25 protein-coding genes are annotated in these 26,842 nt (G+C 65.4%); 16 read left to right on the plus strand and 9 right to left on the minus strand.

All coding sequences use genetic code 11. The annotated features are described in order from the left end of the window. Window positions 1–27 precede the first annotated feature (27 nt). Window positions 28–747 (minus strand): uroporphyrinogen-III synthase, encoded by a 720-nt coding sequence (locus GLR48_RS04725; RefSeq protein ID WP_237059158.1) that lies wholly within the window; start codon window positions 745–747, stop codon window positions 28–30. A 48-nt stretch (window positions 748–795) separates the two neighbouring features. On the opposite strand from GLR48_RS04725, the gene tsaD reads away from it, so the two are divergent. From tsaD to GLR48_RS04740, 3 genes are read left to right on the plus strand one after another with little or no spacing between them, the layout of a single operon-like run. Next, window positions 796–1,884 (plus strand): tRNA (adenosine(37)-N6)-threonylcarbamoyltransferase complex transferase subunit TsaD, encoded by a 1,089-nt coding sequence (gene tsaD, locus GLR48_RS04730; protein WP_237059159.1) that lies wholly within the window; start codon window positions 796–798, stop codon window positions 1,882–1,884. Beyond that, window positions 1,881–2,831, plus strand: coding sequence for an NAD(P)H-dependent glycerol-3-phosphate dehydrogenase (locus GLR48_RS04735; RefSeq protein WP_237059160.1), 951 nt, complete (start codon window positions 1,881–1,883; stop codon window positions 2,829–2,831). Before tsaD ends, GLR48_RS04735 begins: the two co-directional genes overlap by 4 nt. Window position 2,832: 1 nt before the next feature. Further along, window positions 2,833–3,246, plus strand: a complete 414-nt coding sequence (locus GLR48_RS04740) for an EVE domain-containing protein (protein WP_237059161.1) — start codon at window positions 2,833–2,835, stop codon at window positions 3,244–3,246. Here the strand turns inward: GLR48_RS04740 and GLR48_RS04745 are convergent. The 3 genes from GLR48_RS04745 to ahcY all read right to left on the minus strand — a co-directional run bounded on the left by GLR48_RS04745 (window position 3,237) and on the right by ahcY (window position 6,160). Next, complete coding sequence (locus tag GLR48_RS04745; protein ID WP_237059162.1) at window positions 3,237–4,217, minus strand: FUSC family protein; 981 nt, start codon at window positions 4,215–4,217, stop codon at window positions 3,237–3,239. The two genes, GLR48_RS04740 and GLR48_RS04745, sit on opposite strands and share 10 nt — an antisense overlap. Window positions 4,218–4,302: 85 nt before the next feature. Beyond that, complete coding sequence (locus GLR48_RS04750) at window positions 4,303–4,644, minus strand: DUF2853 family protein (protein WP_237059163.1); 342 nt, start codon at window positions 4,642–4,644, stop codon at window positions 4,303–4,305. 127 nt (window positions 4,645–4,771) lie between these two features. Continuing rightward, complete coding sequence (gene ahcY / locus GLR48_RS04755; RefSeq protein WP_237059165.1) at window positions 4,772–6,160, minus strand: adenosylhomocysteinase; 1,389 nt, start codon at window positions 6,158–6,160, stop codon at window positions 4,772–4,774. 93 nt (window positions 6,161–6,253) lie between these two features. On the opposite strand from ahcY, the gene GLR48_RS04760 reads away from it, so the two are divergent. After that, the gene (locus GLR48_RS04760; protein ID WP_237059166.1) at window positions 6,254–6,844 is read left to right on the plus strand and encodes an HD family hydrolase; all 591 of its coding nucleotides are present in this window, start codon (window positions 6,254–6,256) and stop codon (window positions 6,842–6,844) included. Here the strand turns inward: GLR48_RS04760 and GLR48_RS04765 are convergent, their stop codons facing one another. Next, window positions 6,845–7,396 carry an ActR/PrrA/RegA family redox response regulator transcription factor gene (locus GLR48_RS04765; RefSeq protein WP_237059167.1) on the minus strand — a complete coding sequence of 184 codons (552 nt, stop codon included), beginning with the start codon at window positions 7,394–7,396 and terminating at the stop codon, window positions 6,845–6,847. Between the two features lie 50 nt (window positions 7,397–7,446). Continuing rightward, window positions 7,447–8,052 (minus strand): SCO family protein, encoded by a 606-nt coding sequence (locus GLR48_RS04770; protein WP_237059168.1) that lies wholly within the window; start codon window positions 8,050–8,052, stop codon window positions 7,447–7,449. Between the two features lie 99 nt (window positions 8,053–8,151). Between GLR48_RS04770 and regB the strand changes: the two genes are divergently transcribed. The 8 genes from regB to trxA all read left to right on the plus strand — a co-directional run bounded on the left by regB (window position 8,152) and on the right by trxA (window position 20,025). Next, window positions 8,152–9,543, plus strand: a complete 1,392-nt coding sequence (regB, locus tag GLR48_RS04775; RefSeq protein ID WP_237059170.1) for a sensor histidine kinase RegB — start codon at window positions 8,152–8,154, stop codon at window positions 9,541–9,543. A gap of 66 nt (window positions 9,544–9,609) precedes the next feature. Next, complete coding sequence (locus GLR48_RS04780) at window positions 9,610–11,223, plus strand: PAS-domain containing protein (protein ID WP_237059172.1); 1,614 nt, start codon at window positions 9,610–9,612, stop codon at window positions 11,221–11,223. Between the two features lie 40 nt (window positions 11,224–11,263). Beyond that, entirely contained in the window at window positions 11,264–11,731 is a 468-nt protein-coding gene (gene tsaE, locus GLR48_RS04785) for a tRNA (adenosine(37)-N6)-threonylcarbamoyltransferase complex ATPase subunit type 1 TsaE (RefSeq protein WP_237059174.1), read from the plus strand. After that, window positions 11,724–12,674 carry an aminoglycoside phosphotransferase family protein gene (locus tag GLR48_RS04790; protein ID WP_237059183.1) on the plus strand — a complete coding sequence of 317 codons (951 nt, stop codon included), beginning with the start codon at window positions 11,724–11,726 and terminating at the stop codon, window positions 12,672–12,674. The genes tsaE and GLR48_RS04790 overlap by 8 nt, the downstream gene beginning before the upstream one ends. Then, complete coding sequence (locus GLR48_RS04795; RefSeq protein WP_237059185.1) at window positions 12,671–13,354, plus strand: nucleotidyltransferase family protein; 684 nt, start codon at window positions 12,671–12,673, stop codon at window positions 13,352–13,354. The genes GLR48_RS04790 and GLR48_RS04795 overlap by 4 nt, the downstream gene beginning before the upstream one ends. After that, the gene (gene addB / locus GLR48_RS04800) at window positions 13,347–16,283 is read left to right on the plus strand and encodes a double-strand break repair protein AddB (RefSeq protein ID WP_237059186.1); all 2,937 of its coding nucleotides are present in this window, start codon (window positions 13,347–13,349) and stop codon (window positions 16,281–16,283) included. Before GLR48_RS04795 ends, addB begins: the two co-directional genes overlap by 8 nt. Beyond that, complete coding sequence (addA, locus tag GLR48_RS04805; protein WP_237059187.1) at window positions 16,280–19,666, plus strand: double-strand break repair helicase AddA; 3,387 nt, start codon at window positions 16,280–16,282, stop codon at window positions 19,664–19,666. Before addB ends, addA begins: the two co-directional genes overlap by 4 nt. A gap of 38 nt (window positions 19,667–19,704) precedes the next feature. Next, window positions 19,705–20,025 (plus strand): thioredoxin, encoded by a 321-nt coding sequence (gene trxA, locus GLR48_RS04810; protein ID WP_237059188.1) that lies wholly within the window; start codon window positions 19,705–19,707, stop codon window positions 20,023–20,025. A gap of 56 nt (window positions 20,026–20,081) precedes the next feature. Here the strand turns inward: trxA and GLR48_RS04815 are convergent, their stop codons facing one another. Then, window positions 20,082–21,002: a hypothetical protein gene (locus GLR48_RS04815; protein WP_237059189.1), complete on the minus strand. Its 921-nt coding sequence runs from the start codon at window positions 21,000–21,002 to the stop codon at window positions 20,082–20,084. A gap of 102 nt (window positions 21,003–21,104) precedes the next feature. Between GLR48_RS04815 and hslV the strand changes: the two genes are divergently transcribed. From hslV to GLR48_RS04835, 4 genes are read left to right on the plus strand one after another with little or no spacing between them, the layout of a single operon-like run. Then, window positions 21,105–21,662 (plus strand): ATP-dependent protease subunit HslV, encoded by a 558-nt coding sequence (gene hslV, locus GLR48_RS04820; RefSeq protein ID WP_237059190.1) that lies wholly within the window; start codon window positions 21,105–21,107, stop codon window positions 21,660–21,662. Continuing rightward, window positions 21,659–22,723, plus strand: a complete 1,065-nt coding sequence (locus tag GLR48_RS04825; protein WP_237059191.1) for a hypothetical protein — start codon at window positions 21,659–21,661, stop codon at window positions 22,721–22,723. The genes hslV and GLR48_RS04825 overlap by 4 nt, the downstream gene beginning before the upstream one ends. Window positions 22,724–22,725: 2 nt before the next feature. Then, the gene (hslU, locus tag GLR48_RS04830; protein ID WP_237059193.1) at window positions 22,726–24,024 is read left to right on the plus strand and encodes an ATP-dependent protease ATPase subunit HslU; all 1,299 of its coding nucleotides are present in this window, start codon (window positions 22,726–22,728) and stop codon (window positions 24,022–24,024) included. Between the two features lie 38 nt (window positions 24,025–24,062). Further along, complete coding sequence (locus GLR48_RS04835; RefSeq protein WP_237059196.1) at window positions 24,063–25,283, plus strand: MFS transporter; 1,221 nt, start codon at window positions 24,063–24,065, stop codon at window positions 25,281–25,283. Here the strand turns inward: GLR48_RS04835 and GLR48_RS04840 are convergent. After that, window positions 25,266–25,844 (minus strand): Smr/MutS family protein, encoded by a 579-nt coding sequence (locus GLR48_RS04840; RefSeq protein WP_237059198.1) that lies wholly within the window; start codon window positions 25,842–25,844, stop codon window positions 25,266–25,268. The two genes, GLR48_RS04835 and GLR48_RS04840, sit on opposite strands and share 18 nt — an antisense overlap. Then, complete coding sequence (mltA, locus tag GLR48_RS04845; protein WP_237059199.1) at window positions 25,844–26,818, minus strand: murein transglycosylase A; 975 nt, start codon at window positions 26,816–26,818, stop codon at window positions 25,844–25,846. The genes GLR48_RS04840 and mltA overlap by 1 nt, the downstream gene beginning before the upstream one ends. Window positions 26,819–26,842: the final 24 nt, after the last annotated feature.

Below are 26,842 nucleotides of genomic sequence, written 5' to 3' on the forward strand. Positions count from 1 at the left end.
AGCCCGCGCGGCCTTCACCCTCAAGTGTTAGTCGCCCGCGCCGGTCAGGCTGCGCAATACCGCAACCGTCATGTCCCTCATGTGATCTGCGTCGGGATGTCCCGTGGTCAAGAGTGTCGCCGCCCCGATCCCGCGAAACGGGGCGGCCACGGTGGCGCTGATGGCCACGATGTGCAAAGGCGCGCGGAACGTCAGGTCGCGCAAACCCTGCGCAGACCGGGGTGAAAAGATCGGCACCACAAGCGGTGCATCGCCTTGCGCCGCGTGGCGCAGCGCGTCCGGCACGGCGAGCGCGACCTGATCGTAGGTTTCAACCGTCGTGCAGCGCAGACCCGCGGCGGTCAGGCGCGCGGCGATCGCCCCGCGCCGATGCCGTCCCGCCAAATGAACCAAGGGATCGGCTGGCGGGTGCGACAGGATCAGGTCAACCAGCGCATCCGCATCACCGGCGGCGCTGCGCACGTCGTAGTTTTGTGCACGCGCCGCCTCGGCCGTTGCGTCGCCGACGCACCAGGCGGTCCGCCCTGCACCGTCAGGCGCCTGCGCGACCCCTCTGGCCGAGGTAAAGATCAACTGTGACGCGTCGGGCATGGTGTAGGGGATCGGGACGATCTGCAGCGCCGGGGCTGCGATGACGGGGACAGGTGCGCCGAAGGCTGCGATCACGGACCGCGCGAAAACTTCGCCACTGGGGGCGGGTCTGGTGATGATCAGGATCGGTTCCATCGCGGCCCGTGTTGTCTGCATGTCGTGGCAGTGTTACCTGCTGGCAACCTCAGCGCAACAGGCCGCCCCATGACACGGACCATCCTCGGCATCGAAAGCAGTTGTGACGACACCGCGGCAGCGGTCGTCAGAGAGAGCGATGGCAAGGCGACGATCCTGTCCTCGGTCATTTTCGGGCAGACGACTCTGCATGCGGCCTTTGGCGGCGTGGTGCCGGAAATCGCCGCGCGCGCCCATGCGGAGAAGGTCGATCACTGTGTCGAACAGGCTCTGTTGCAGGCGAATGTGACTTTGCGCGATTGCGATGCGATTGCGGTGACAGCGGGACCGGGTCTGATCGGTGGTGTGCTGTCCGGTGTCATGTGCGCCAAGGGTCTGTCAGCGGCGACAGGTCTGCCGCTGATCGGCGTGAACCATCTGGCGGGGCATGCGCTGACGCCGCGCCTGACCGATGGCGTGGCGTTCCCCTATCTGATGCTGCTGGTGTCCGGCGGGCATTGCCAGTTCCTGATCGTGCATGATGACGACCGGTTCGAACGGATCGGCGGCACGATCGACGACGCCCCCGGTGAGGCCTTCGACAAGACCGCGCGGCTGCTGGGTCTGCCACAGCCGGGCGGGCCGTCGGTCGAGCGTGCGGCGGCGCAGGGCAACCCCAAGCGTTTTGCGCTGCCACGCCCGCTGCTGGACCGTGCCGATTGCGACATGAGCTTTTCGGGCCTCAAGACCGCGCTATTGCGCGCCCGCGATGTCGTGATGACCGCGGATCAGAGCCTGACGGCGGCGGATCAATCGGATCTGGCCGCCGGATTTCAGGCGGCGATGACGGACGTGCTGCGGGCCAAGACGGCGCGGGCGCTTGACCTGTATCTGGCGCTGGCACCGGCGGCACCTGTGCTGGCCGTGGCGGGCGGGGTGGCTGCAAACCTCGCGATCCGGGCGGCGCTGACCGACCTCTGTGACGCAAGGGGCATCCGGTTCGTGGCGCCGCCGCTGGCGCTGTGCACCGACAATGCGGCGATGATCGCCTTTGCGGGCCTGCACCGGTTGACCCGCGGCGAATGCGACGACCTGACTCTGTCCGCCCGGCCGCGCTGGCCGCTGGACGGCACGGCACCCGCGATGCTGGGGTCCGGCAAGAAGGGGGCCAAGGCATGATCGCGATCATCGGGGCCGGGGCCTTTGGCACGGCGCTGGCGGTTGCCTTGGCGCGGGATGGCAGGGATGTCACGCTTTGGGCGCGCGATGTGGCCGACATGCGGGCGACGCGCGCATCGCCGCGGCTGGTCGATGTGACGATTCCGCAGGGTGTGACGATCACCGACCGCATGGCCGACGTGGCCGCGGCGCGCAGCGTTCTGCTGGCTGTTCCGGCGCAGACCCTGCGCGATGTGCTGACGGCCCATGCGACGACCCTGAACGGCAAGACGCTTGTCGCCTGCTGCAAGGGGATCGACCTTGAAACCCTCACCGGACCTGTGGCCACCATTTCACGGACCCTGCCGGATGCGGTTGGTGCCATTCTGACGGGTCCGTCCTTTGCCGCCGACATTGCGCGGGGGCTGCCGACGGCGCTGACACTGGCCTGCGGGGACGAGGCTGTGGGGCACGCCCTGCAACAGAGCCTGTCGACCGGCACGCTGCGCCTGTACCGCACGACCGATACCATTGGTGCGGAACTTGGCGGGGCATTGAAGAACGTCATCGCCATCGCCTGCGGCGTCGCCATCGGCGCGGGCCTTGGGGACAGTGCGCGGGCCGCGCTGATGACCCGCGGCTTTGCCGAGATGCAGCGGTTGGCGGGCGCGCTTGGCGCCGATCCGCAGACGTTGACGGGGTTGTCCGGTCTGGGCGATCTGGCGCTGACCTGCACGTCGTCGCTGTCACGCAATTACCGTCATGGGCTGGCCCTGGGCGCCGGGTCGGATATCGATCCCGCGTTGACGGTCGAGGGTGCCGCCACGTCGCGCGCCGTGACGCGGCTGGGAATCGCGCGGGGAATCGACCTGCCGGTCTGTGCCGTCGTCGCGGGCCTGACGGATCGCGAAATCAGTGTCGAAACCGCATTGCAGACCCTGTTATCGCGTCCCTTGAAGGAGGAATGACATGGCCTTCTGGCTGATGAAATCGGAACCCGACGTCTTTGGCTGGGATGACCTTTTGGCCAAGGGGGCGTCCGAATGGGACGGCGTGCGAAACTATCAGGCGCGTAACTTCATGCGCGACATGGTCGTGGGGGACGAGGTGTTCTTTTACCACTCGCGCACGGGGCTGGAGATTGTGGGGATCATGCAGGTGACAGCCCCGGCCCATCCCGACAGCACGGCGGACGACCCGAAATGGGTCTGCGTCGATGTGCGGGCCGACCGTCCGCTGCCGCAACCGGTGACGCTTGACCGGATCAAGGCCGATCCGGCGCTGGCGGACATGGTGCTGGTCAAGAATTCCCGGTTGTCGGTGCAGCCGGTGACGCCAGCGGAATGGCGGCACATCCTGACGCTGGGCGGTCTTCAGTCCTGAGTCTGCAGCGCCTTGATCGCTTCGGGCCGGATCAGCCAGAGGCCCAATAATCCGACACCCGCGAGCGCCGCTGTCATCACCGCCGCAGCGCCCATCGTGGCCACGCGTTCCCAGGCGAGCGTGTCTACGTCGGACACCAGCGCCAGCACCTCTAGCACCGAAACGGTCAGCAGGGCGGTGAACAGGGTGTAATTCGCGGGCAGGACCCGAAAACCGAGCGGCAGGCAGATGGCGCCCAGCGCGATCATCACCCATGTCGCGTCCGACAACCAGGCAAAGCCCAGAGCGACAATCGTGCCAAGAAGCGTGCCGACCGTGCGCTTGAGCGTGCGGCCGAAGACGCGACCGTGCGGCGGGACGCAGAGCACGACGAAGGTCAGCGGAAACCAGAAACCGTGGTCGCCGAACCAGTGTCCGCCGATCCAGACCGAAATCGCAAGGCCTGCGGCCAGCATCGCGCCGAAGACAAGGGCATAGGCTTCTGAGTCCCTCTCTTTCGGATCGTGGCTGCCGGATTCGCCAAAGAGTTTCGACACGCCGAGCGCCCAGAGCATGGCCACGAGGAAAATGCCGAACATCATCGGCTTGTCGTCGGCGGGAAAGATCGTGCCGGTGAAGACCGTCCATGTGATCAGCGCCCGCATGACCGGGAGCGCAAAGCCGTAGTAACCGGCAACCCCCGCCATGACCCCCAGAGTTGGGGCGATCATCAGGGCCATGGCGGGCGCGCCGATGGTCAGCAGTCCCGCGAAACCCATGACGACCGTGACCAGTCCGCCGATCAGCACGCCGCTGTCCTTGGCCGCCAAATAGGCTGCCAGCGTCGCGATGAAGGCGACGGCGCCGATGCGACCGAAGATCAGCACCGCCACGATGGGTGGCACCATCACGGCAAGGCAGGTGACGGCAACCGTCCGCCAGGGCATCGGGCCGCCGTCGTCCAAGAAACGGTCGCGCAGGGTCTGGAGCATGTGGAGGCCTCTTTCCTGCGGGAAACTAGACCGCTGTCACGGGTCGGCAATCGGCAACCCGGCCTGCGGCGCGACCCTTTGGGCGTCAGCCGTAGACGCTTTCCTTGCCGAAATGCTTAGTCAGCAAGTAATAGACGACCGCGCGATACTTGTTGCGGTTGGACCTGCCGTAAGTCTCGATCGCCTTTTGCAGACCGCCCATCAGTTCGGGACCGTCCGGCAGACCCAGCTTCTTTTTCAGAAATCCATCGACGATGCGGTTCAGCTCTTCGGTGTCGCTGCCTGCGACGGTGCTGGCGTCGTCGTTGTAGATCGACGGTCCGCAGCCGATGGTGACTTTCGTCAGCAGGTCCATGTCCGGCGTCATGCCGCACTTGTCCTTGATGTCGTCCGCGTATTTTGCGATCAGATCGTCACGTTTTCCCATGTCATCCCCAAAAGTTGCGCGCGACCGTCAGGCGGTCCGCACGCAAGCGTAGGGCCATCACCGTCGCGTGAACAAGAAAAAACCGGCCCCGCAGGGCCGGTTTGCGTGACCTGCCGCAGCCATGCGATCAGTAGCGGTAGTGTTCGGGCTTGAACGGGCCTTCGACGGTGACGCCGATGTAGTCCGCCTGATCCTTCTTCAGCTCTGTCAGCTTCACGCCGATCCGGGCGAGGTGCAGGCGCGCGACCTTTTCGTCCAGCAGCTTGGGCAGGATGTAGACGCCGGGCTGGTATTCCTCGCCCTTGGTCCAGAGTTCGATCTGCGCCAGCACCTGATTGGTGAAGGACGCCGACATCACGAAGGACGGGTGGCCCGTGGCGTTGCCGAGGTTCAGCAGGCGCCCTTCGGACAGCAGGATCAGACGGTGCCCGTTGGGCATCTCGATCATGTCGACCTGTTCCTTGATGTTCGTCCACTTGTGGTTCTTCAGGGCGGCGACCTGAATTTCGTTATCGAAGTGGCCGATATTGCCGACGATGGCCATGTCCTTCATCTCGCGCATATGCTCGATGCGGATGATGTCGCGGTTGCCGGTCGTGGTGATGAAGATGTCGGCAGAGTCGACGACGTCTTCCAGCAGGACGACCTCAAACCCGTCCATGGCGGCCTGCAGCGCGCAGATCGGGTCGACTTCGGTCACCTTCACGCGCGCACCGGCGCCGCGCAGGGACGCGGCAGAGCCTTTGCCCACGTCGCCGTAGCCGCAGACAACGGCGACCTTGCCGGCCATCATCGTGTCGGTGGCGCGGCGGATCCCGTCCACGAGGGATTCCTTGCAGCCGTACTTGTTGTCGAACTTCGACTTGGTGACGGAGTCGTTCACGTTGATCGCCGGGAAGGGCAGCTCGCCCTTCTTGTGCAGGTCATACAGGCGATGCACGCCGGTCGTCGTTTCCTCTGACACACCCTTGATCGCGTCGCGGGTCTTGGTGAACCAGCCCGGCGACTGTGCCATCCGCTTCTTGATCTGCGCCTTGATGGCTTCCTCTTCCTCGGACTGGGGAACGGGGATGATCTCCTCGCCCGCTTCGGCGCGAGCGCCCAGCAGGACGTAAAGCGTCGCGTCGCCGCCGTCGTCGAGGATCATGTTGGCCCCCTCGGGGAACTGGAAGGACCGGTCGAGGTAGTCCCAGTGCTCTTCAAGGCTTTGGCCCTTGATCGCGAAGACCGGCGTGCCGCCGGCGGCAATCGCGGCGGCGGCGTGATCCTGGGTGGAGAAGATGTTGCACGAGGCCCAGCGCACGTCGGCGCCCAGCGCCGTCAGCGTTTCGATCAGCACGGCGGTCTGGATCGTCATGTGAAGCGATCCGACGATACGGGCGCCTTTCAGCGGCTTGGAATCGCCGTATTCCTCGCGGCAGGCCATCAGGCCCGGCATTTCGGTTTCAGCGATATCCAGTTCCTTGCGGCCATAGGCGGCAAGGTCGATATCCTTCACGATGTAATCGGTCGTCATGTCACGTGCTCCTTGCACTTCATCTTTGGGCTGGCCGATAGCATAGTGGATGTGGCGAAACAACGAACGTCCTGACGCAGGACCGGGGGCGGCATGAAGACACCACGCGCATGGCAAAGGATGTTGTCGGGGCGCAGGCTGGACCTGCTGGACCCGACGCCCGTCGATATCGAGGTGGCCGACATTGCCCATGGGCTGGCCTTCGTCGCGCGCTGGAACGGACAGACGCTGGGCGACTATGCCTATTCCGTGGCCGAACATTCGCTGCTGGTCGAGGAGATCTTTGCCCGCCAGCAGCCCGGGGCACCGGCCAGGTGGCGATTGGCCGCCCTGCTGCACGATGCGCCGGAATATGTCATCGGGGACATGATTTCACCGGTCAAGGCGGCAGTCGGGCCAGCCTACGGCGAACTCGACGCGCGGCTGACCGCCGCGATCCACCTGCGGTTCGGTCTGCCCGCGCAGCTGCCGGTGAAAGTGAAGCGGCAGATCAAGGCCGCCGACAAGGTGTCCGCCTGGCTGGAGGCGGTGCAGATCGCTGGGTTTTCCAAGGCCGAGGCCGACCGCTTGTTCGGCAAGCAGGATGCGGCGCTGGTTGATACACTGGCGATCGCGCTGCGTCCGCCTGTCATGGTGCGACAGGATTACACAGCCCGACACGTGGCACTGCTGGCGCAGATGTGATTACTTCGGGCTGCGCTTGGCCAGAATGCGCTGCAGGGTCCGCCGGTGCATGTTCAGACGCCGCGCCGTTTCACTGACGTTGCGCTCGCACAGCTCGTAGACGCGCTGGATATGTTCCCACCGCACGCGGTCCGCGCTCATCGGGTTGTCGGGGGGCGGCGGCAGTTCGTCCTTGCGGGCGAGAAGGGCGTTGGTGACGTCGGTGGCGTCGGCGGGCTTGGCCAGATAATCGGTCGCACCGATCTTGACGGCCGCGACGGCCGTTGCAATGGCGCCGTAACCGGTCAGCACGACGATCCGCGCATCCGGGCGCCGTTCGCGCAGCAGTTCGACGACGTCCAGACCGTTGCCGTCTTCCAGCCGCAGATCGACCACGGCGTAGGCCGGGGGCCGCGCGGTGGCGATCGCCCGGCCTGCCGCGACGGATTCCGCGGTTTCCACGTCGAATCCGCGTTTTTCCATGGCCTTGGCCAGCCGCTTGACGAAAGCCTCGTCATCATCGACCAGTAGCAGCGTCTTGTCCGGGCCGAGGTCGAGGGACTCTTGATCCATTGAATTGTCCTTCAGGTATTTGATCTGAATTAGGGTTTACCGGCGCGGCGTCAACTGGCGTCGATCGCGCAGGCGACCTGGTCCGCCACCTGTTGCGGCGTATCCTCGCGGCGGAAGAACGTGGCGAAGCCTGTGCCGGGCATCATCAGGTAGGTGAAGACCGAATGGTTCATCAGATAATAGTCAGGATCGTCGTCGCCGCGCCCATAGACGACGCGATACGCCGCGGCCGCCTGCTTGATCTGCGCGGCACTGCCGGTCAGCCCGATCATCTTGTCAGAGAAGTTCTTGACGTAGTCCTGCATCACCTCTGGCGTGTCGCGGGCGGGGTCGATGGTGATGAAGATCGGCGTGGCACTATATCCCTCGTCCGCGAGGATATCCACGGCGGCGGCGTTGCGCGCGTTGTCGATCGGGCAGACGTCGGGGCAGAAGCTGTAGCCGAAATAAACCAGCGTGGGTTCGGTGATGACATCGGCATCGGTCACCGTCTGACCGGCAACGTTGACCAGCGTGAACGGCCCGCCGATGGCGCCACCCGCAACGGCCCCGTTGAAGCATTGCGCGACATCGCCACGACCCAGCGTCACAAGATAGGTCACGCCGACAACGGCAACCGTCGCAAGGCCGGCGAGCAGTGCAATCAGGCGGGTCATCGATCTTATCCTTTTTAAAGCGCCGCATTGATCGCGCATCGCGGCGTCCGTAACAATGGGGCACGCGCGCACATCCCCTTGATGCCAGGACACCACACCATGACGCCGGATGACCTTGACGCCCTGCAGGACCGGGAACGCAGCAACTGGGTTCGGCTGCGCACCCTGCTGATCCTGCGCTGGTTCGCCATCGGCGGTCAGATCGTGGCGATCCTTGTCGCGACGCGGCTTTACGACCTGCGCATGGACGCGGGGCCACCGGCGATCACCATCGGGGCCGCCATCCTCGCCAATCTGGTCAGCAGCTTCGTCTATCCGGAAAACAAGCGGCTGTCGGAGCGTGAGGCGAGTGCCATGATGGCCTTCGACATCGTGCAGCTGACGTTGCTGCTGTATCTGACGGGCGGGCTGAACAATCCCTTTGCCCTGCTGATCCTCGCGCCCGTGACGATTGCAGCCACCGTTCTGCACCTGATGAGCTTCATCGCACTGGGGCTGCTTGCGATCGCGATGATCTCGGTCATTGGAACCGTGGCGGTGCCGCTACAGATGGCAGATGGCACGCTGCTGCTGCTGCCGCCGCTGTTTCATTTCGGGTTCTGGGTCTCGCTTGTGATCGGGGTGGTCTTTCTCGGCATCTACGCCCGTCAGGTCACGACCGAGATGAACGCGATGGGCGACGCCTTGCTGGCGACGCAGCTGGCCCTGGCCCGAGAGCAGAAACTGACCGACCTTGGCGGTGTCGTCGCCGCTGCGGCGCACGAACTTGGCACGCCGCTGGCGACGATCAAGCTGGTCAGCAACGAGTTACTGGAGGATCTGGCCGACCAGCCAGAGCTGCGCGAGGATGCCCTGCTGATCCGCACACAGGCCGACCGGTGTCGCGATATCCTTCATTCCATGGGTCGCGCGGGAAAGGACGATCTGCATCTGCGCACGGCCCCGCTGGAAACCGTCGTGCGCGAATCCGCAGAGCCGCACGTGCAACGCGGCCGCGAGGTGGCGTTCGACATCGCGCCGGAACCGGGCTGCAGTCGCGCGCAGCCGGTGATTTCGCGGCGCCCGGAAATCATTCACGGATTGCGCAACCTGATCCAGAATGCCGTCGATTTTTCCGAAACGCGGGTCGAGATCGACGTGAACTGGACCGATACGCAGGTCTTCGTGCGGATCGCGGACGATGGCCACGGGTTCCCGCAATCGGTGATCGGGCGTATCGGCGATCCGTTCGTGCGGCGCCGCCGCGGATCGCTCGATGGTCTGCGACGGCCGGGGTACGAGGGGATGGGTTTGGGCCTGTTCATCGCCAAGACGCTGCTGGAGCGATCCGGCGCGCAGCTGTCCTTTGCAAACGGGCCACGCAGGGGGGCCCGTGCCGACGGGATCGTGGAGGGGGCCATCGTGACCGTGACCTGGCCGATGAAGCAGCTGGTACGCAGCGCTGCGGGCACCTATCCCCCATTGGGAAAAAACCAACCAATTTTGGAATGATTCAGGATTGTTAAACTGGTGTTAACTTCAACTCTTGATTGTCAACGCAGGACAGGCAGGAGAATCATGGTAATGTTAACGCTGGAAATGGTGAGATTTGCTGCAGCCGGGGGCCTCGTTGCCACTGGACTGGCCTGTGCGGCGCAGACGTTCCTGTCAGTCATCCGCATACCGCGTCGCCGCGAAAACGCGGGGCTGCCGGAACTTGCGACACCCGTGTTCCTGTTTCAGGACGACAGTCTGGTCGATGCGTCCGCCAGCGGCGCCGCCCTGATCGCCGAAGCGGCCAAGGACAGAAGCGAGCGCGACGCCCTTGTTCACGTGCTGCACCGCCAGTTTCCCGATCTGCGCAACAGTCTGGATGATCTGCGGACCGGTGACCGGATCAGCCTGCAATCGGTGGTCGATCCCAGTCTGAAGGTCATTCTGACGCGTGACGATGGCCTGACGCGGATCAGTCTTGTCGCGGACGGCGACAGCCGGTCCGCGGCCCAGACCTGCGGCGATCTGGAACGGGCATCGATGCTGGAAGAGTTGAACCTGATGCGGCTGATCGTGCGTGACACGCCGCAACTGATCTGGCGCGAGGATCCTCAGGGCCATCTGATCTGGGCCAATGCGGCCTATCTGTCCTACGCAGACCGCATGATGCCCGACGGAGAGCGCCGCGGGCAGATCTGGCCGGGCGAGCGGCTGTTTGCGGATATCCACCCCCCCTTGCCCACCGATCCGCGCACGTTTGAAGGACGCCACGCCCTGCAACTACCTGGCGAAAAGGCAGAGCACTGGTTCGAGGTGACCGCAGTGCCGCAGGACGGGTCCGTCATCTATTTCGCGATCGATGCGAATTCCACGGTCAGGGCCGAACGCGCGCAGCACGATTTTCAGCAGACCCTTGCCAAGACGTTCGCACATCTGTCGACCGGCCTTGCGATCTTCAACAAGAAGCGGCAGCTGGCGATGTTCAATCCCGCCTTGCTGGACATGACCGGCCTGCCCTTCGCCTTCATGTCGCAGCGGCCCAGCCTCGACCGCGTGCTGGACCGCCTGCGCGAAATGCGCAGGCTGCCCGAACCCAAGAACTACATCACATGGCGCGAACAGTTTTCAGCGCTGGAGGCTGCGGCCCAGAACGGCACCTATTCCGAACGCTGGGACATGCCGGACGGGCAGACCTTTCGCGTCACCGGACGCCCGCATCCCGATGGCGCACTGGCCTTTCTGTTCGAGGACATCAGCGCAGAGGTGTCGCTGACCCGCCGTTTCCGGTCCGAGATCGAAACTGGGCAGGCGGTGCTGGACGCCCTGCCGGATGCGATCGCCGTTTTCTCGTCCAGCAACACGCTGACCATGACGAACGCCGCCTATGACCGCATGTGGCAGACGGAAAGTGATCCGCAAATCCAGACCCACGATTTGCGGTCGGCCTTGCGGATGTGGAAATCTCAGGCGGCGCCGACGGCCCTGTGGCGCGAGGTCGAGGATTTCGGTCGCCTGCGTCAGGATCGGCCGATCGTGCGCGACCAGTTGGTTCTGCACTCCGGGCGCCGGATGGATTGCGAGATTACGGCCATCAGCGGCGGCATGACAATGATCCGTTTTTCAGCCAGTACAGAGCGGTTGAGAGCGCCGCAGCGGCCCCGACTGACGTCGAGCGAGGACCGCCTGGCCACCGGCTGATTTGCCTTGCAGCGCGAAATGCTTCTTCTAGTCTGCCCGCATGTCCCTGCGATTTGCTTGCATCCATCTGGCTGACGAGGCCGCCACCACCGCTGTGGCTAGGCAGATCGCGCCACGGTTGCGGGCTGGCGACACGCTGTTGCTGGAGGGTCCGATCGGTGCCGGCAAGACAACCTTTGCGCGCGCCCTGATCCGCGCCCGGCTGGGCCAGCCCGAGGAGGACGTGCCTTCGCCGACCTTTACGCTGGTGCAGACCTATCACGCCAATGATGTCGAGATCTGGCACTGCGATCTGTATCGGCTGCTGGACAGTCAGGATGTGCTGGAACTTGGCCTCGACGATGCCTTTGCGACCGCCATCTGCCTGATCGAATGGCCGGATCGGCTGGGTGCCGACCGGCCTGCGGATGCATTGGTCTGCGCATTTGCGGCAAGTGCCGATCATCACAGCCTGTCGTTAACAGGTGCCGCCGCGTGGCAATCCCGGTTAGACGATCTGCATGACTGACCGGGATGCGCAGTGTCGGGCGTTTCTGAACGGGACGCGCTGGCAATCCTGGCCGGGTGCACCTCTGGCTGGCGATGCCTCGGCGCGCCGCTATGTTCGCCTGACAGGACCAGCGGGCGAACGTGCCATCCTGATGGACGCGGATCCCGCGTTGGGCGAACAGGTGGCGCCCTTTGTCCGTATCGCCGAATGGCTGCTGGCGCAGGGCCTGTCGGCCCCGCGCATCCTGCACCACGCCATGGCAGACGGTTTCCTGCTGCTTGACGATCTGGGCCCCGATACCATCGCCGTGGCGGCAGCTTCCGGGTCAGAGGATGACCTTTACGACGCGGCCGTCGATGTGCTGATCGCACTGGATGCCGCCCCGCCGCCGGACGGGCTGACGCGGATGGTACCGCAGGTCGGCGCGGACATGGTCGCGATCGTGGCAGAGACCTATCACCCCGGCGATCCCGGCCCGCTGGTTGCGGCGACGCACGACGCCCTGTTGCGGCTGGCGCCGCAGGCGGACCGGATCGCCTTGCGCGATTACCATGCGGAAAACCTGATCTGGCGACCGGAGCGCGCAGGCCTCGACCGGGTCGGCCTGCTGGATTTTCAGGATGCTTTCATCGCACCGCGCGGCTACGACCTCGCCTCTTTGTTGCGCGATATCCGCAGGCCGGTGGCAGAGGCGCAGGTGACCCGGCAGACGGCGCGTTTCGCAGCGGCGACACAGACCGATCCGGTCGCGCTGTCGGCGCAACTGGCCGCGCTGGGCGCCCAGCGCAACCTGAGGATCCTCGGGGTCTTTGCCCGTCTGGTGCAGCGCGGCAAATCGCGGTACGCGGCATATCTGCCTGTTGTCTGGGACACCTTGCTGCGCGATCTGGCACATCCTGACCTGCGCGATCTGCGCGAGGTCGTGATGACGACATTGCCACCACCACAGGACCGCCGATGACCGCCCCGTTTCCCGTCATGCTTTTTGCCGCCGGACGCGGCACCCGGATGGCCCCGCTGACCGACAGCAGGCCAAAGCCGCTGATTACGGTGGGCGGCCGCACGTTGCTGGATCATGCGCTGGATCTGACGCGGGTGGGTTGCGTCAGCCGCCGCGTCGCGAATGTCGCTTATCTGGGCGACATGGTGCGGCTTCATCTGGCGGGACGCGGTGTCGCGATTTCGGTCGAGGATCCGGTGCTGGAAACCGGCGGCGGCCTGCGGCATGCCCTGCCGCTGCTGGGCCACGACCCGGTGATGACGCTGAACACCGACGCGGTCTGGAAAGGCCCCAATCCGCTGGCGGTTCTGGCGGATGCCTGGCGACCGGAGATGGAGGCGCTGCTGCTGCTGGTCCCGCCCGTGCAGGTCAAGGGTCACACCGGCCCCGGGGATTTCAGCATCGGTCCCGACGGACGGCTGACCCGGGCCCCGGACCTGATCTATACCGGCGCGCAGATCATCCGGACGGGCCGATTGAGAGAGATCGATGCGGATGTGTTCTCGCTCAATATCCTGTGGACCATGATGGCACAGACCGAGGGTCTTTACGGTGTGACCTATGCGGGCCAGTGGTGCGATGTCGGTCGGCCCGACAGCATTCCCGTTGCCGAAGCCATGCTGCAGACCGCCGATGTTTGAACCCACATCCAGCCCACGCGTCTTTGGCCTGCCGCCGGGGGCCGATTTTGCAGCGTCTTTTGTCGCGGGCCTGACCGCACGCAGCGACGACCTGACGGGGGTGCGGATCTTCGTCAACGCGCCCCGGATGATGCGGCAGATACAGGCGGCCTTTGACAAAGGTCCGGCCCGTTTGCTGCCGCGTATCCAGCCAGTGACCGCGTTAGCATTAGAGGGTATGATGGCGGGCCTCGCGGCACCGGTGTCGCCCCTGCGGCGGCGGCTGGAACTGTCGCGGGCCGTCCATCGCCTGATGGAGGCGGCACCGGAACTGGCGCCCCGCAGCGCCCTTTACGATCTGTCGGACAGCCTTGCCGCGTTGATGGACGAAATGCACGGCGAGGGCGTCGACCCTGCGCGCCTGACCGCGCTGGACGTCAGCGACCAGTCGGGCCACTGGCAACGATCGCTGCGGTTCCTGACCATTCTGCAACCCTATTTCGAGGCGGGGCGCGATGCACCCGACGTGGCCGCGCGGCAGCGCATGGTCGTGACGGCCCTGATCGACCGCTGGCAGACGCAGCCACCCACCGGCCCGGTGATCGTTGCGGGGTCCACCGGATCGCGCGGCGCGACGGGTCTGCTGATGCAGGCCGTGGCGCGGCTGCCGCAAGGGGCCTTGGTGCTGCCGGGATTTGACCATGACATGCCGCAGGCGGTCTGGGACGGGATGGAGGCGGATCCGCCGCAAGAAGATCATCCGCAATACCGGTTTGCCCACCTGATGCGCGCCCTTGATCTGCGGGCGCGCGACGTTGCGCCCTGGACCACGGCAAACGCCCCTGCCCCGGCGCGCAACCGGTTGATCTCGTTGTCCTTGCGGCCTGCCCCCGTCACGGATCAGTGGCGCAGTGAGGGTGCGACGCTCGGCGATCTGCGCGCGGCGACGGACCGTGTAGATCTGGTCGAGACCGACAGCCCGCGGGCCGAGGCAGAGACCATTGCCCTGCGTTTGCGGCAAGCCGCCGCTGCGGGTCAGACCGCCGCGCTGATCAGCCCTGACCGGATGTTGACGCGGCAGGTGGCAGCCGCCCTCGACCGCTGGCAAATTCGGCCGGACGACAGCGCGGGCCTGCCGCTGGCCCTGTCGGCGCCGGGTCGGTTGCTGACCCACGTGGTGCGCGCGATGGGTCAACCCGTGACGGCCGAGACACTGCTGGTCATGCTGAAGCACCCGCTGACCCACACCGGCAGCGCGCAGCGTAATCAGCACCTGCTGTGGACCAGAGAGCTGGAGCTGAACCTGCGCCGCCATGGTCCACCGTTCATCGACGCCGGAACCGTCACCGCATGGGTCGCCAAGCGCGACAAGCCGGACGATGACCTGACCGCTTGGGCTGCATGGGTCGGGCGTGTCGTGGCGCTGCTGGATCACGATGGCACGCTGCCCATCGCAGCACATCTGGACAGGCACATTGCCGCGACCGAGGCGCTGGCCGCCGGGCCGACCGGTACCACAAGCGGAGAGTTGTTTCTGCAGGCTCCCGGTCGCGCGGCCAAGGGCGTCTGCGATGCACTGGCCCGCGACGCGGATGCGGGTGGCGAGATGGACCTGCGCGACTATGCGGCGCTGTTCACGGCGCTTCTGGCCGACGCGCCCGGCATCAACAGTCCCGAAGCGACCGATCCCCGCATCCTGATCTGGGGCACGCTGGAGGCGCGGGTGGGCGGCGCCGATCTGGTGATCCTTGGCGGATTGAACGACGGTGTCTGGCCCGGCACGCCAAAGCCCGATCCGTGGCTGAACCGCGCGCTGCGCCAGCAGGCCGGGCTGCTGCTGCCGGAACGGCAGATCGGGCTGTCCGCGCATGACTATCAGCAGGCAGCCTGCGCGCCCGCCGTGATGATCACCCGGTCCCGCCGCAGCGCCGACGCGGAAACCGTGCCGTCGCGCTGGGTGAACCGGCTGATCAACCTGATGCAGGGCCTGCCGGACCAGCACGGACCCGAGGCGCTGGACGCGATGCGCGCGCGGGGGGCGGGTTGGATCGCGCGCGCCGCTGCGATCTCTGCCCCGGCGGCACAGGTCGCGCGGGCGCCGCGGCCTGCCCCCTGCCCGCCCGAGGCGGCACGCCCGCGCGACATTTCCGTCACGCAGATCAAGACGCTCTACCGTGATCCTTACGCGATCTATGCGCAAAAGGTGCTGCGGCTGCGCGCCCTTGATCCGGTGTCGGCGGATGCGGATGCCCCGATGAAGGGGACGGTGTTTCACGAAATCCTGGAAAGGTTCATCGCCCAGCGCCCGGATGCCAGCGACCCGGCCGCCGTGGCGCAGTTTCTGGCCGTGGCCGATGCCGTGCTGACAGAGCACTGCCCCTGGCCCACGGTGCGCCTGCAATGGATGACGCAGCTGGAAAGCCTCGCCCCCGGTTTTCTGGCGGATGAAGCGCTGCGCCAAGAAGCCGGACAGATGCTGGCGCTGGAAGCCTGGGGCGACATCACCGTGGCCGGCCCCGACATGCGCCTGACCTGCAAGGCCGACCGGATGGACGAAACGCCGGACGGGCAGACGCTGATCTATGATTACAAGACCGGCGCGATACCGACAGTCAAGCAGCAGGCGCGGTTCGACAAGCAGTTGCTGCTGGAGGCGGCGATGGTCGAACGCGGTGCGTTCAAGGCGGTCGGCACACAGCCTGTCGCCGGGGCCGCCTTCATCGGGTTCAACGCGGCGATGAAGACGGTGCCTGCGCCGCTGGAGGATCACCCGCCCGCCCGCGTCTGGTCTGAACTGACCGATTTTCTGACGATGACCCGGCAGTCCGACTGGGGCTATGTCGCGCGCCGCGCACCGGCGACGACGACCTACGACAGCTTTTACGACCACCTGTCGCGCTACGGCGAATGGACCGACGCCGACCCGGCCCGCCGCGAGGTGCTGGAATGATCCGCAACGACGCCACCCGCAATCAGGTCGCCGCCGCCGATCCGACCCTGTCGACATGGCTGTCCGCCAACGCGGGGTCCGGCAAGACCCGCGTGCTGACCGACCGCGTGGCGCGCCTGCTGCTGGAAGGCGTGTCGCCGCAGAACGTGCTGTGCCTGACCTACACCAAGGCCGCCGCCGCCGAGATGCAGAACCGCCTGTTCAAGCGGCTGGGCGCCTGGGCGATGCAGGACGACGGGTCGCTGCGTCAGGAGTTGGCCGAACTGGGCGTGGAGGGCGTCATCGCCCCCGAAAAGCTGTCCGCCGCACGCCGCCTGTTCGCCCGCGCGATCGAGACGCCGGGTGGGCTGAAAATCCAGACGATCCATTCGTTCTGCGCCGGTATCCTGCGGCGCTTCCCGCTGGAGGCCGGGGTCAGCCCCAATTTCCGCGAGATCGAGGACCGGTCGGCCGCGCTGATGCGCGCCGAGGTGCTGGACCGGATCGCCGCCGGGTCACAATCGGCGCTGCTGGCCGACGTGTTGCGTTACTTCGGTGGCGGAGAGTTGGACAAGCTGGTGCGCGAAGTGGCCGGGCGCGCCAATGACTTTGCCCGGCCTGTCGATGTGGCGGCGCTACGCGAGGCGCTCGATATTGCACCGGGGCGCACGATGGACGCGCTTTTGTCAGAGGTTTTCGATGCCGACACGACCGAGATCATCCGTGACCTGATCTTGGCCTGCCGGACCGGCGGCGTGAACGACAACAAGGCGGCGGACAAGCTGGCGGGCGTGAATCTGACTGCCCCCGGCGCTGGCGATCTGGCCATTCTGGAGAGTGTCTTTCTGTTCGGTGAGACGGCCAAGGATCCCTTCGGGCCGAAATTTGACAGTTTCCCCACGAAGGGCGTCCGCACCGCCCACCCCGACCTGACCGATGCGCTGGCAGGTCTGATGGAAACGGTCGCAGCCCTGCGCGGCGATCGTCTGGCGTTGATGGCCTTCGATCGCAGCGTGGCACTGCACCGCTTTGCCCATGTCTTCGTGCGCGATTACGACGCGCAGAAGACGGCGCTGGGCGTGCTGGATTTCGACGACCTGATCGGCAAGGCCCGGCAGTTGCTGACGGACAAGGCGGTGGCGGCCTGGGTGCTGTTCCGCCTGGATGGGGGCATCGACCATCTGCTGGTGGACGAAGCGCAGGATACCTCGCCCGCGCAATGGGCCGTCGTGCAGCACCTGACCCGCGAGTTCGTCAGCGGCGAAGGCGCGCGGGATGCGCGGCGCACGGTTTTCGTCGTCGGTGACAAGAAGCAGTCGATCTATTCGTTCCAGGGCGCCGATCCGGCAGAGTTCGACCGGATGCGCGATTATTTCGATAACGCCCTGCGCCAGATCGACGATCCGCTGCAGACCCGGACGCTGGCGCATTCGTTCCGCTCTTCGCTGGCGGTGCTGCGGGTCGTGGACAATACCTTTGTGCGGGAACGGGCCGAGGGGCTGGGCGACGTGTCGCAGCACATCGCCTTCAACGCCGATATGCCGGGGCGGGTCGATCTGTGGCCGGTCATCAGCCCCGAGAAAGCCACCGACGATCCTGACGACGACTGGCTGAAGCCGGTGGACGAGGTCAGTGCGGACCATCATCTGGTGCAGATGGCGGACCGGGTGGCGCGCCAGATCAGGCGGATGATCCACGAGGACACGCTGCCGGTGAAGGCAGGCGACAGCTATGACCGCCGTCCGGTGCAAGCGGGCGACGTGCTGATCCTTGTGCAAAGCCGTCAGAACCTGCTGTTTCCAGAGCTGATCCGCGCCTGCAAGCAGGCCGGTTTGCCCATCGCGGGGGCAGATGTGCTGCGCGTCGGCGGAGAGTTGGCGGTCAAGGACATCGCGGCCCTGCTGCGCTTTCTGGCGCTACCGGAGGATGACCTGTCGCTCGCTGCGGCCCTGCGCTCGCCCCTGTTCGGCTGGTCGGAACAGCAGCTTTTCACCTTGGCGCATCGCCGCCCCGCAAAAAGCTATCTGTGGGAGGCTTTGCGCAAACAGGTCGATGCGAAGGCCACGACCGACATCCTGTACGACATGCTGGATCAGGCGGATTTTCTGCGCCCCTACGATCTGATCGCGCGGCTGCTGGTGCGACACGGCGGGCGGCAGGCCCTTGTGGCGCGGCTGGGGGCAGAGGCGGAAGACGGGATCGACGCGCTGCTGGCGCAGGCGCTGGCCTACGAATCCGACAATACGCCCAGCCTGACCGGGTTCCTGACGTGGATGGAGACGGACGATCTGACCGTGAAACGGCAGATCGACGCGCAGGGCGACCAGATCCGCGTGATGACCGTCCACGGCGCCAAGGGGCTGGAGTCGCCCATCGTCATCCTGCCCGACACCGCCGAGCGCAAGAACGAGGTCAAATCACAGGTCCTGACGGGGAATGCGCCCCTGTGGAAGACCCTCAAGGCCGAGATGCCGCCGGCCATGGTGGCGCGCCATGACGCCATCGCGGCGGCGCAATCCCGAGAGCGGCTGCGGCTGCTTTACGTCGCGATGACGCGGGCGGAAAGCTGGCTGATCGTCGGCGCTGCGGGCGAGACGGGGAAGTCCGGCACCGCCTGGCACGATCTGGTGGCAGAGGGGATCAGCCAGTCCGGCGGCGCCGAGGCCATGGCCGGCGATCTGGCGGTGCAGCGGGTGGAACACGGTAACTGGCACGGTGGGACGGTACAGACGCCGCCAGTGCGCGCAGGCGTCATGGCGCCGGCCGAGACTCTGGATGCGCTGCCGGAGGCGGTGCGCGCGGTCACGCTGCAACCGTCCAACCTTGGCGGCGACAAGACCATCGCCGGCGAGGGCGAGGGCGAGGACGGCGACGCGGCCTCCTTGCTGCGCGGCAGCCTGATCCACCTGCTGCTGGAACATCTGCCCGCCCTGCCCGCCCCGGACCGGCGCGGCGTTGGTGCGCGTCTGATCGCGGCCACGCCAGAGGCTGACACCGTGCCCACCGACGATCTGATCGACGCGGCGCTGGCGCTGATCGAAGCGCCGCATCTGGCGACGCTTTATGCGCCGGATACACTGGCAGAGGTCGGGATCACCGCGGATCTGCCCGGTCTGGGACGGATGCATGGCACCATCGACCGGCTGATCGTGGCGCCTGACACCGTGACGGCGGTGGATTTCAAGACCAACCGCAACACGCCCGATGTCGCAGAGGATGTGCCCGACGGGCTGTTGCGCCAGATGGGCGCCTATGCGGCGGCGCTGGGGCAGATCTATCCGGACCGGCAGATCAGGACGGCCATCCTGTGGACGCGCCCGGCGGTCCTGATGGACCTGCCCGCAGCCCTGACGACGGCCGCGCTGGCGCGGAGCGTCCTTGACGTTCCCGGGGCGCGTTCATAGGTTCCACCCCTGACACACAATCCGATTGGAGAAGCCCCATGGCTACCGTTGCCGTCACCGATGCCACCTTTGACGCAGAAGTGCGCCAGTCCGACATTCCCGTCGTCGTCGACTTCTGGGCCGAATGGTGCGGCCCCTGCAAGCAGATCGGCCCGGCGTTGGAAGAAATTTCGGAAGAGCTGAAGGGCAAGGTCAAGATCGTCAAGGTCAACGTCGACGACAACCCCAATGCCCCGGCCCAAATGGGCGTGCGCGGCATTCCGGCGCTGTTCGTGTTCAAGAACGGCGAAGTCGTGTCGAACAAGGCCGGCGCTGCACCGAAAGCGTCGATCAAGGGCTGGATCGAAGGCGCGATCTGATCCGGACCATTCGATAGATCAGCAAGGGGCGTCCCGTCGGGGCGCCCTTTTGCGTGTCAGACGGGCCAGCCGTGGCCGCGCAGGACGCTGGTGATCTTTGCGACGGCCTCGTCCGCAGGACGACCCGCGTTGATCGACATCTCTTGCAGGAACCACCAGATGTAGGCTTCGAACCCGGCGGTGGCACGCCAGTTGGCGAAGGCGGCGTCGATGCCGTCGCGCGGGACATTCCCTGCGATGTGATGAAAATCGATCTGCGCAAACAGGACCGCTGGTTTGCGAAAGAAGTATCCCGCCAGCGCGACAGACGAGTTCTGCGTTACGACCAGTTGGCAGGCGTTCAGGCAGGCCACCATGTCCTGGGTGCTGATGCTGACGTTGCCATGCTGGCGTTCCACATCGGACAGCGCGGCCCGGTCGCGGTCGTCATAAACCTCGTTCGGGTGCAGCGTCAGGATGACGTTGTTGTCGGGAAACCGCGCTGCCGTGCGCGCGATCATGTCGATCGGGCTGCAGGACTGGAATGACCGGTGCTTGCGGATCATGCCCTGCAACGGGATGTAGACCGGCCCATCGGTGACCGGGTCCAATTGGGCCTGCGGAAACAGCCGCTTGCGCCAGAAGCCGAAAAACCGCTGCGCAGCCGCGTCGTCAATGGTCTGCGGCTTGAAGGGCGTCAGCGCGACGTCCCATTCCCAGCGCTTGGCAGACGCCTCGATCTGCCAGAAGGGGTAGAAATAGGACCGCCGCATCGTCAGCGCGCGCGCATGGTTCGGGTCATCCATGTGGTAGAGGGCGTAACCGGGTCGATCCACCGCCGCCATCCGCGCATCGTCCGAATTCTCGGTGAAAAAGACCCGCATGCCAGCGTCAGAGACTGATCTGGCGACCAGCCCGATAAAGTTGTGCCGCCCTTCCCGCGCGCTTTTCAGCAAGCCGGGGTCCAGATAGAACGTCACGTCGTCGGGTTGATCCATGGCCGGACGCTACGGCTTGAAAATGGCGCAATCAAGGCCCGACCTTGTCGCATCCAACCACGGCGTCCATATACAAAGTCAGTGAAACACGAAGGAGGCCCCATGAGCCGCGAAGATTTCCCCGGCTGGCACGGGACCACGATCATCGGTGTGCGCAAGGGCGGCCATGTCGTCATTGCGGGCGACGGACAGGTCAGCCTTGGGCAGACCGTCATCAAGGGCACCGCCCGCAAGGTGCGGCGTCTGGCCGTGAAGGGGACCGACGTCGTCTGCGGTTTCGCCGGATCGACCGCCGACGCCTTTGCCCTGCTGGAGCGGCTGGAGAAGAAGCTGGAGGCGACGCCCGGCCAGTTGCAGCGCGCCTGCGTGGAACTCGCCAAGGACTGGCGCACCGACAAGTACCTGCAAAAGCTGGAGGCGATGCTGATCGTGAGCGATGGCAGCGACCTTTATGTCATCACCGGTGCCGGCGACGTGCTGGAACCGGAACATGATGTGACGGCCATCGGATCGGGCGGCAACTATGCCCTCGCGGCTGCGCGGGCCCTGATGGACACGGACCTTGATGCCGAACAGATCGCCCGCAAGGCGATGGCGATCGCGTCCGACATCTGCGTCTATACCAACGGCAACCTGACCGTGGAAACGATCACCGCATGATCGACCGCGACGACCTGCGCGCCGCCACGGCTGCGGGTGTCATCAGCGAGGCGCAGGCCGCATCGCTGGCGACCCTCGCCGACAGCCGTCGCGGTGCGCGCGAAGGTCTGCCGGCAAGCGATGAGCCGTTCGAGCTGTTCAAAGGTTTCAACGAGATCTTCATCGTCATCGGGCTGGTGATCCTGTCTTCGGGCTGGGTCGCTTTCGTTGGCCTTTTTCTAAGCGTCGGCAACCGCAACGGCAGCGCGGTGATGGGCCTGCTGACCGCAGGACTGATCTGGTTACTGTCAGAGTATTTCGTGATCCGTCGCCGCATGGTCGCCCCGGCCATCGCGCTGTCGATCATGTTCGCGCTGACGGCCATCGGCACTTTCGGCGTCTATTTTGCGCAGCCCTTCATGATCGCGCAGCGCGACTTCAGCAGCCTGCCTTGGCCCGCGATCTGTGCCGCTCTGACGGTGCTGGTCTATTGGTTTCGCTTCCGCGTTCCCTTCGCACTGGCGATCGTCGCCGTCGGGCTGTTTATCATCGGTATCCTCTTCGCTGCCATTGCGCGCGGCACGCCTGCAACCTGGGTCGAGCTGTTTAAGCTGTCTGCCAGCGGCCCCTTTGCCTGGGTCACGCTGATCCTCGGGCTTGGGGTTTTTGCCGTGGCGATGTGGTTCGACATGTCCGATCCGCACCGCGTCACGCGGCGGTCGGCGAATGGCTTCTGGCTGCATGTCGTCGCGGCCCCTGCCCTTGTGAATACCGTGGCCTTGTCGCTGCTGGATCAGGGCGGCACCGCGAACCTGATCCTGCTGATCGTGCTCGCCTTCTTTGCCGTCGTGGCCATCGTCATCGACCGGCGGTCGTTCCTGATCGCGGCCATCGGCTATATCGTCACCCTGTCCTTCACCGTGTTCAAGGGCGAAAGCGCGGCCTTGCCGGTGCTGCTTCTGGGTGTGTTCCTCCTCCTCCTCGGCGCGTTCTGGCAACCGATCCGCGCCACCCTGTTGCGGCCGCTGGCGGGGGTCCTGCCCCTTGACCGGCTGCCGCCTTCCCAACTGACAAAGGACTGATCATGACCGATCTGACCCCCCGTGAAATCGTGTCCGAACTGGACCGCTACATCATCGGCCAGAACGACGCGAAACGCGCCGTCGCCGTCGCCATGCGCAATCGCTGGCGGCGCCAGCAGCTGGGCGACGACCTGCGCGATGAAGTGTATCCCAAGAACATCCTGATGATCGGGCCCACAGGCGTCGGCAAGACCGAGATTTCGCGCCGTCTGGCGAAGCTCGCCCGCGCGCCCTTCATCAAGGTCGAGGCGACCAAGTTCACCGAGGTCGGTTATGTCGGCCGTGACGTCGAACAGATCATCCGCGATCTGGTCGAAGCCGCCATCGTCGAGACGCGCGAGTGGATGCGCGAGGACGTGAAGGCCAAGGCGGTCGAGTCCGCGATGGAACGTGTCGTCACCGCCGTCGCCGGCAAGGACGCCCGCGAAGGCACGCGCGAGATGTTCCGCAAGAAGCTGAAGGACGGCCTACTGGACGATACCGTGATCGAGCTGGAGCTGAAGGACACCTCCAACCCCTTGGGCGGGTTCGAGATTCCGGGGCAGCAGCCGGGGATGATGAATATCGCCGATATGTTCGGCAAGATGTCCGGCGGGCGCACGGTCAAGAAGCGGATGACCGTCGCGGACAGCTATGATGCGCTGATCGCGGACGAAGCGGATAAGCTGCTGGACGATGAAAGCGTAACCAAAGCGGCGCTGGAAGCGGTCGAGCAATCCGGCATCGTGTTTCTGGACGAGATCGACAAGGTCTGCGCTAAGTCCGACGCGCGCGGTGCCGATGTCAGCCGCGAAGGCGTGCAGCGCGACTTGCTGCCGCTGATCGAAGGCACGACCGTCAGCACCAAGCATGGCCCGATCAAGACGGACCATATCCTGTTCATCGCCTCTGGCGCGTTTCACGTGGCGAAACCGTCGGACCTGCTGCCGGAATTGCAGGGCCGCCTGCCGATACGGGTGGAACTGCGGGCCCTGACCGAAGGCGATTTCGTCCGCATCCTGACCGAGACCGACAACGCCCTGACCTTGCAATATTCGGCGCTGATGAAGACCGAAGATGTGACCGTCACCTTTTCCGAGGATGGCATCGCGGAACTGGCGAAGATCGCGGCGCAGGTGAACGAGAGTGTGGAAAACATCGGCGCCCGCAGGCTTTATACCGTGATCGAGCGGGTGTTCGAGGATCTGTCCTTCACAGCACCCGACCGGGGCGGCGAGGAAATCGTGATCGACGCGGCCTTCGTCGAGAAGCATCTGGGCGAGATGTCGCGGTCCACGGACCTGTCGCGCTACGTGCTTTAGGGCTTTTCTTTCCCACGTGGCGGCGCGAACAAGGCGGCATGAGTTTTTTGCGCTTTGTCCGCGCCAACTGGCTGTTCCTGCTGGCGGGCTTCACCCTGACCCTGACGTCGTCCTACGGGCAGACGTTCTTCATCTCGGTCTTTGCCGGGCAGATCATGGCCGACTTCGGCCTGAGCGATGGGCAATGGGGCGGAATCTATACGCTGGGGACAACAGCGTCCGCGATCACGATGGTCTGGGCCGGGACTTTGGTGGACCGCTTCCGGGTCCGTGCCTTGGGTACGCTGGTCCTGCTGGCGCTGGCGGCGGCCTGCCTGTTTATGGCGGCGGTCCCGAACGCGGCTTTGCTGGTCTTGGCGATCTTTTTCCTGCGGCTGTTCGGGCAAGGCATGTCATCGCATCTGGCCGTCGTCGCCATGGCGCGGTGGTTCACGGCATCGCGCGGCAAGGCGCTGTCGACGGCGTCGATGGGATTTGCGGTCGGGCAGGCGGTCTTGCCCATTGTCTTCGTGGCGCTGCTGATGACGTGGAACTGGCGGACCCTGTGGGTTGTGGCCGCCGGGATCGTTCTGTTGACCGTGCCGCTGATGACCGTGCTGCTGCGTCAGGAACGCACACCGCAAAGCATGGCGAAGGACGAACAGGCCGCTGGCATGAACGGGCTGCACTGGACGCGGGGGCAGGTGCTGCGTCATCCGCTGTTCTGGCTGATGGTGCCTGCCTTGCTGGGCCCTCCCGCGTGGGGAACGGCGCTGTTCTTTCAGCAGGTTCACATGACCGACGTGAAGGGCTGGCCGCTGGCCGGCTTTGTGGCGCTGTTTCCCCTGTACACCGGCATCATCATTGCATCGACATTCGGCACCGGCTGGGCCGTGGACCGCTTCGGCACCGGACGGATTGTGCCCTTCTACATGCTGCCCTTTGCCGCCGGATTTGCGCTGATGGCGGGGGCGCAAAGCTTGTTTGCCGCAGGCCTGGCGCTGATCGTCCTGGGGGTCGGGCAGGGGATGCAATCGACCCTGCCGGCAGCGTTCTGGGCCGAATTCTTTGGCACTCGCCATATCGGTTCGATCAAGGCCGCCGCTGCCGCGATCATGGTCTTTGGCTCTGCGATCGGGCCGGGGGTGTCGGGGGTGCTGATCGACTACGGCGTTGAGTTTCCGACGCAAATGTGGGGATATGCAGTGTTTTTCATCGCGGCTGCCGCCGCCGCGACTCTTGGCGTCACCACCGCGCGAAAGTCACTTGCGACGGCGTAGATAGACGTAATACGCGCCGTCGCCACCGTGTTTCAGGTGGGCGGGGCGCACCTCCAGCACGGCGGGGGACAGGGGCTGCAACTGCAACCATTGCGGGACATGCCGGCGCAGCACGCCGCGCCCTTCCGGTGCCCAGCCGTCAGAGACGCGGCCCTTGCCGGTGATGACCAGCACCAGCCGCTTGCCTGCCGCCTGCGCGTTCAGGATGAAGGCGATCAATTCGGGATAGGCTTCGTCCTGATACATGCCGTGCAGATCAAGGCGGCCTTCCGGCTTCAGCTTGCCCGCCTTCATCCGCAGGAAGTTCTTGGCATCCATCGCGACGGGCGCGCTGCGCAACCGATCACGCAGCGGCGGCAAGATGTCGTGGGGACGGGTGATATCGGCCTTGGTGCCCACGCTGAATGGTGCGACCGGCGGGCGCGGCGTAACCTTTTTCGGTTCCGGTTCGGCGTCCGGCGCAGGTTTGGGCCGCTTTTGCGCATGCAGCGGTTTGACCTGCGCGCGGACGTGGTCCCAGACGGCCTTGTCGTCAGGGGAAAGGTGCCGGGGCCGTCGCATCAGTAATCCAGCGGGTCGCTGACCTTGGCCAGCGCATATTCGACAGGCATCAGCACGACCATGCGGCCACCGTCCTTGACCGCGCCGGCTGCGGCACCTGCCGCGACGCCGGTGCCGTAATAGACGTCGGCCCGCTGCGCACCCTTGATGGCAGACCCGGTATCCTGCGCCACCATCAGACGCCGCATGGGGTCCACGCCGTCCTTTTCGATCCAGACGGGCGCGCCGAGCAGTGTGATGGCCGGATCGACAGCGATGCTGCGCCCCGGCGTGATCGACCGGTTCATTGCGCCCAACGGACCCTTTTCTGCAGGCACTTCGTCGATGGTGCGGAAGAACACGTAGGAATCGTTCAGCCACAACAGGGACTGACCTTGGTCCGGGTGGTCCAGTACCCACTGGCGGATCACAGGGGACGAGACCTGATCAAGCGTAAATTCGCCGCGGTCCACCAGCGCCCGCCCGATAGAGGTGTAATCGCGCCCGTTCTTGCCCGCGTAGCCGACGCGGATCACCCGACCGTCGGGCAGGCGGATGCGACCGGATCCCTGCACCTGCAAAAAGAACAGATCGACCGGATCAGAGAGCCAGGCGATTTCCATGCCGCGGTCGGCAAAGGGTTGGTTTTCCTCGATCTCTCGCCGGCTATAGACGCCTTCGGTGCCGTCGTCCGGCAGGCGGTAGAGGGGATAACGATAAACCTCGTCCGCCGTCAGACTGCCGCGCAATTCCGGCTCGTAATAGCCGGTGAACAGCATGGGTTGTCCGTCCTCGATCAGGACAGGCTGAAAGAATGTCTCGAAGAAATCCCGCGCGGCGGGGCCGTCCTTGGCAAAGGCGCACAGCCGCGCCCAGTCGGGGCGCGGGATGTCGCCGCAGGTCTGGGTAAAGACGTCGAGGGCCGCCGCGTGATCGTCGGCGGCCCAGCCATCCAGATCGTCGTAGGTCAGGAAGGTATAGGTCGGTTCAGCCACGGCCGTTCCCGTCATCGCAAGAGC

Source organism: Loktanella sp. M215 (assembly GCF_021735925.1).
Classification (GTDB): Bacteria; Pseudomonadota; Alphaproteobacteria; order Rhodobacterales; family Rhodobacteraceae; genus Loktanella.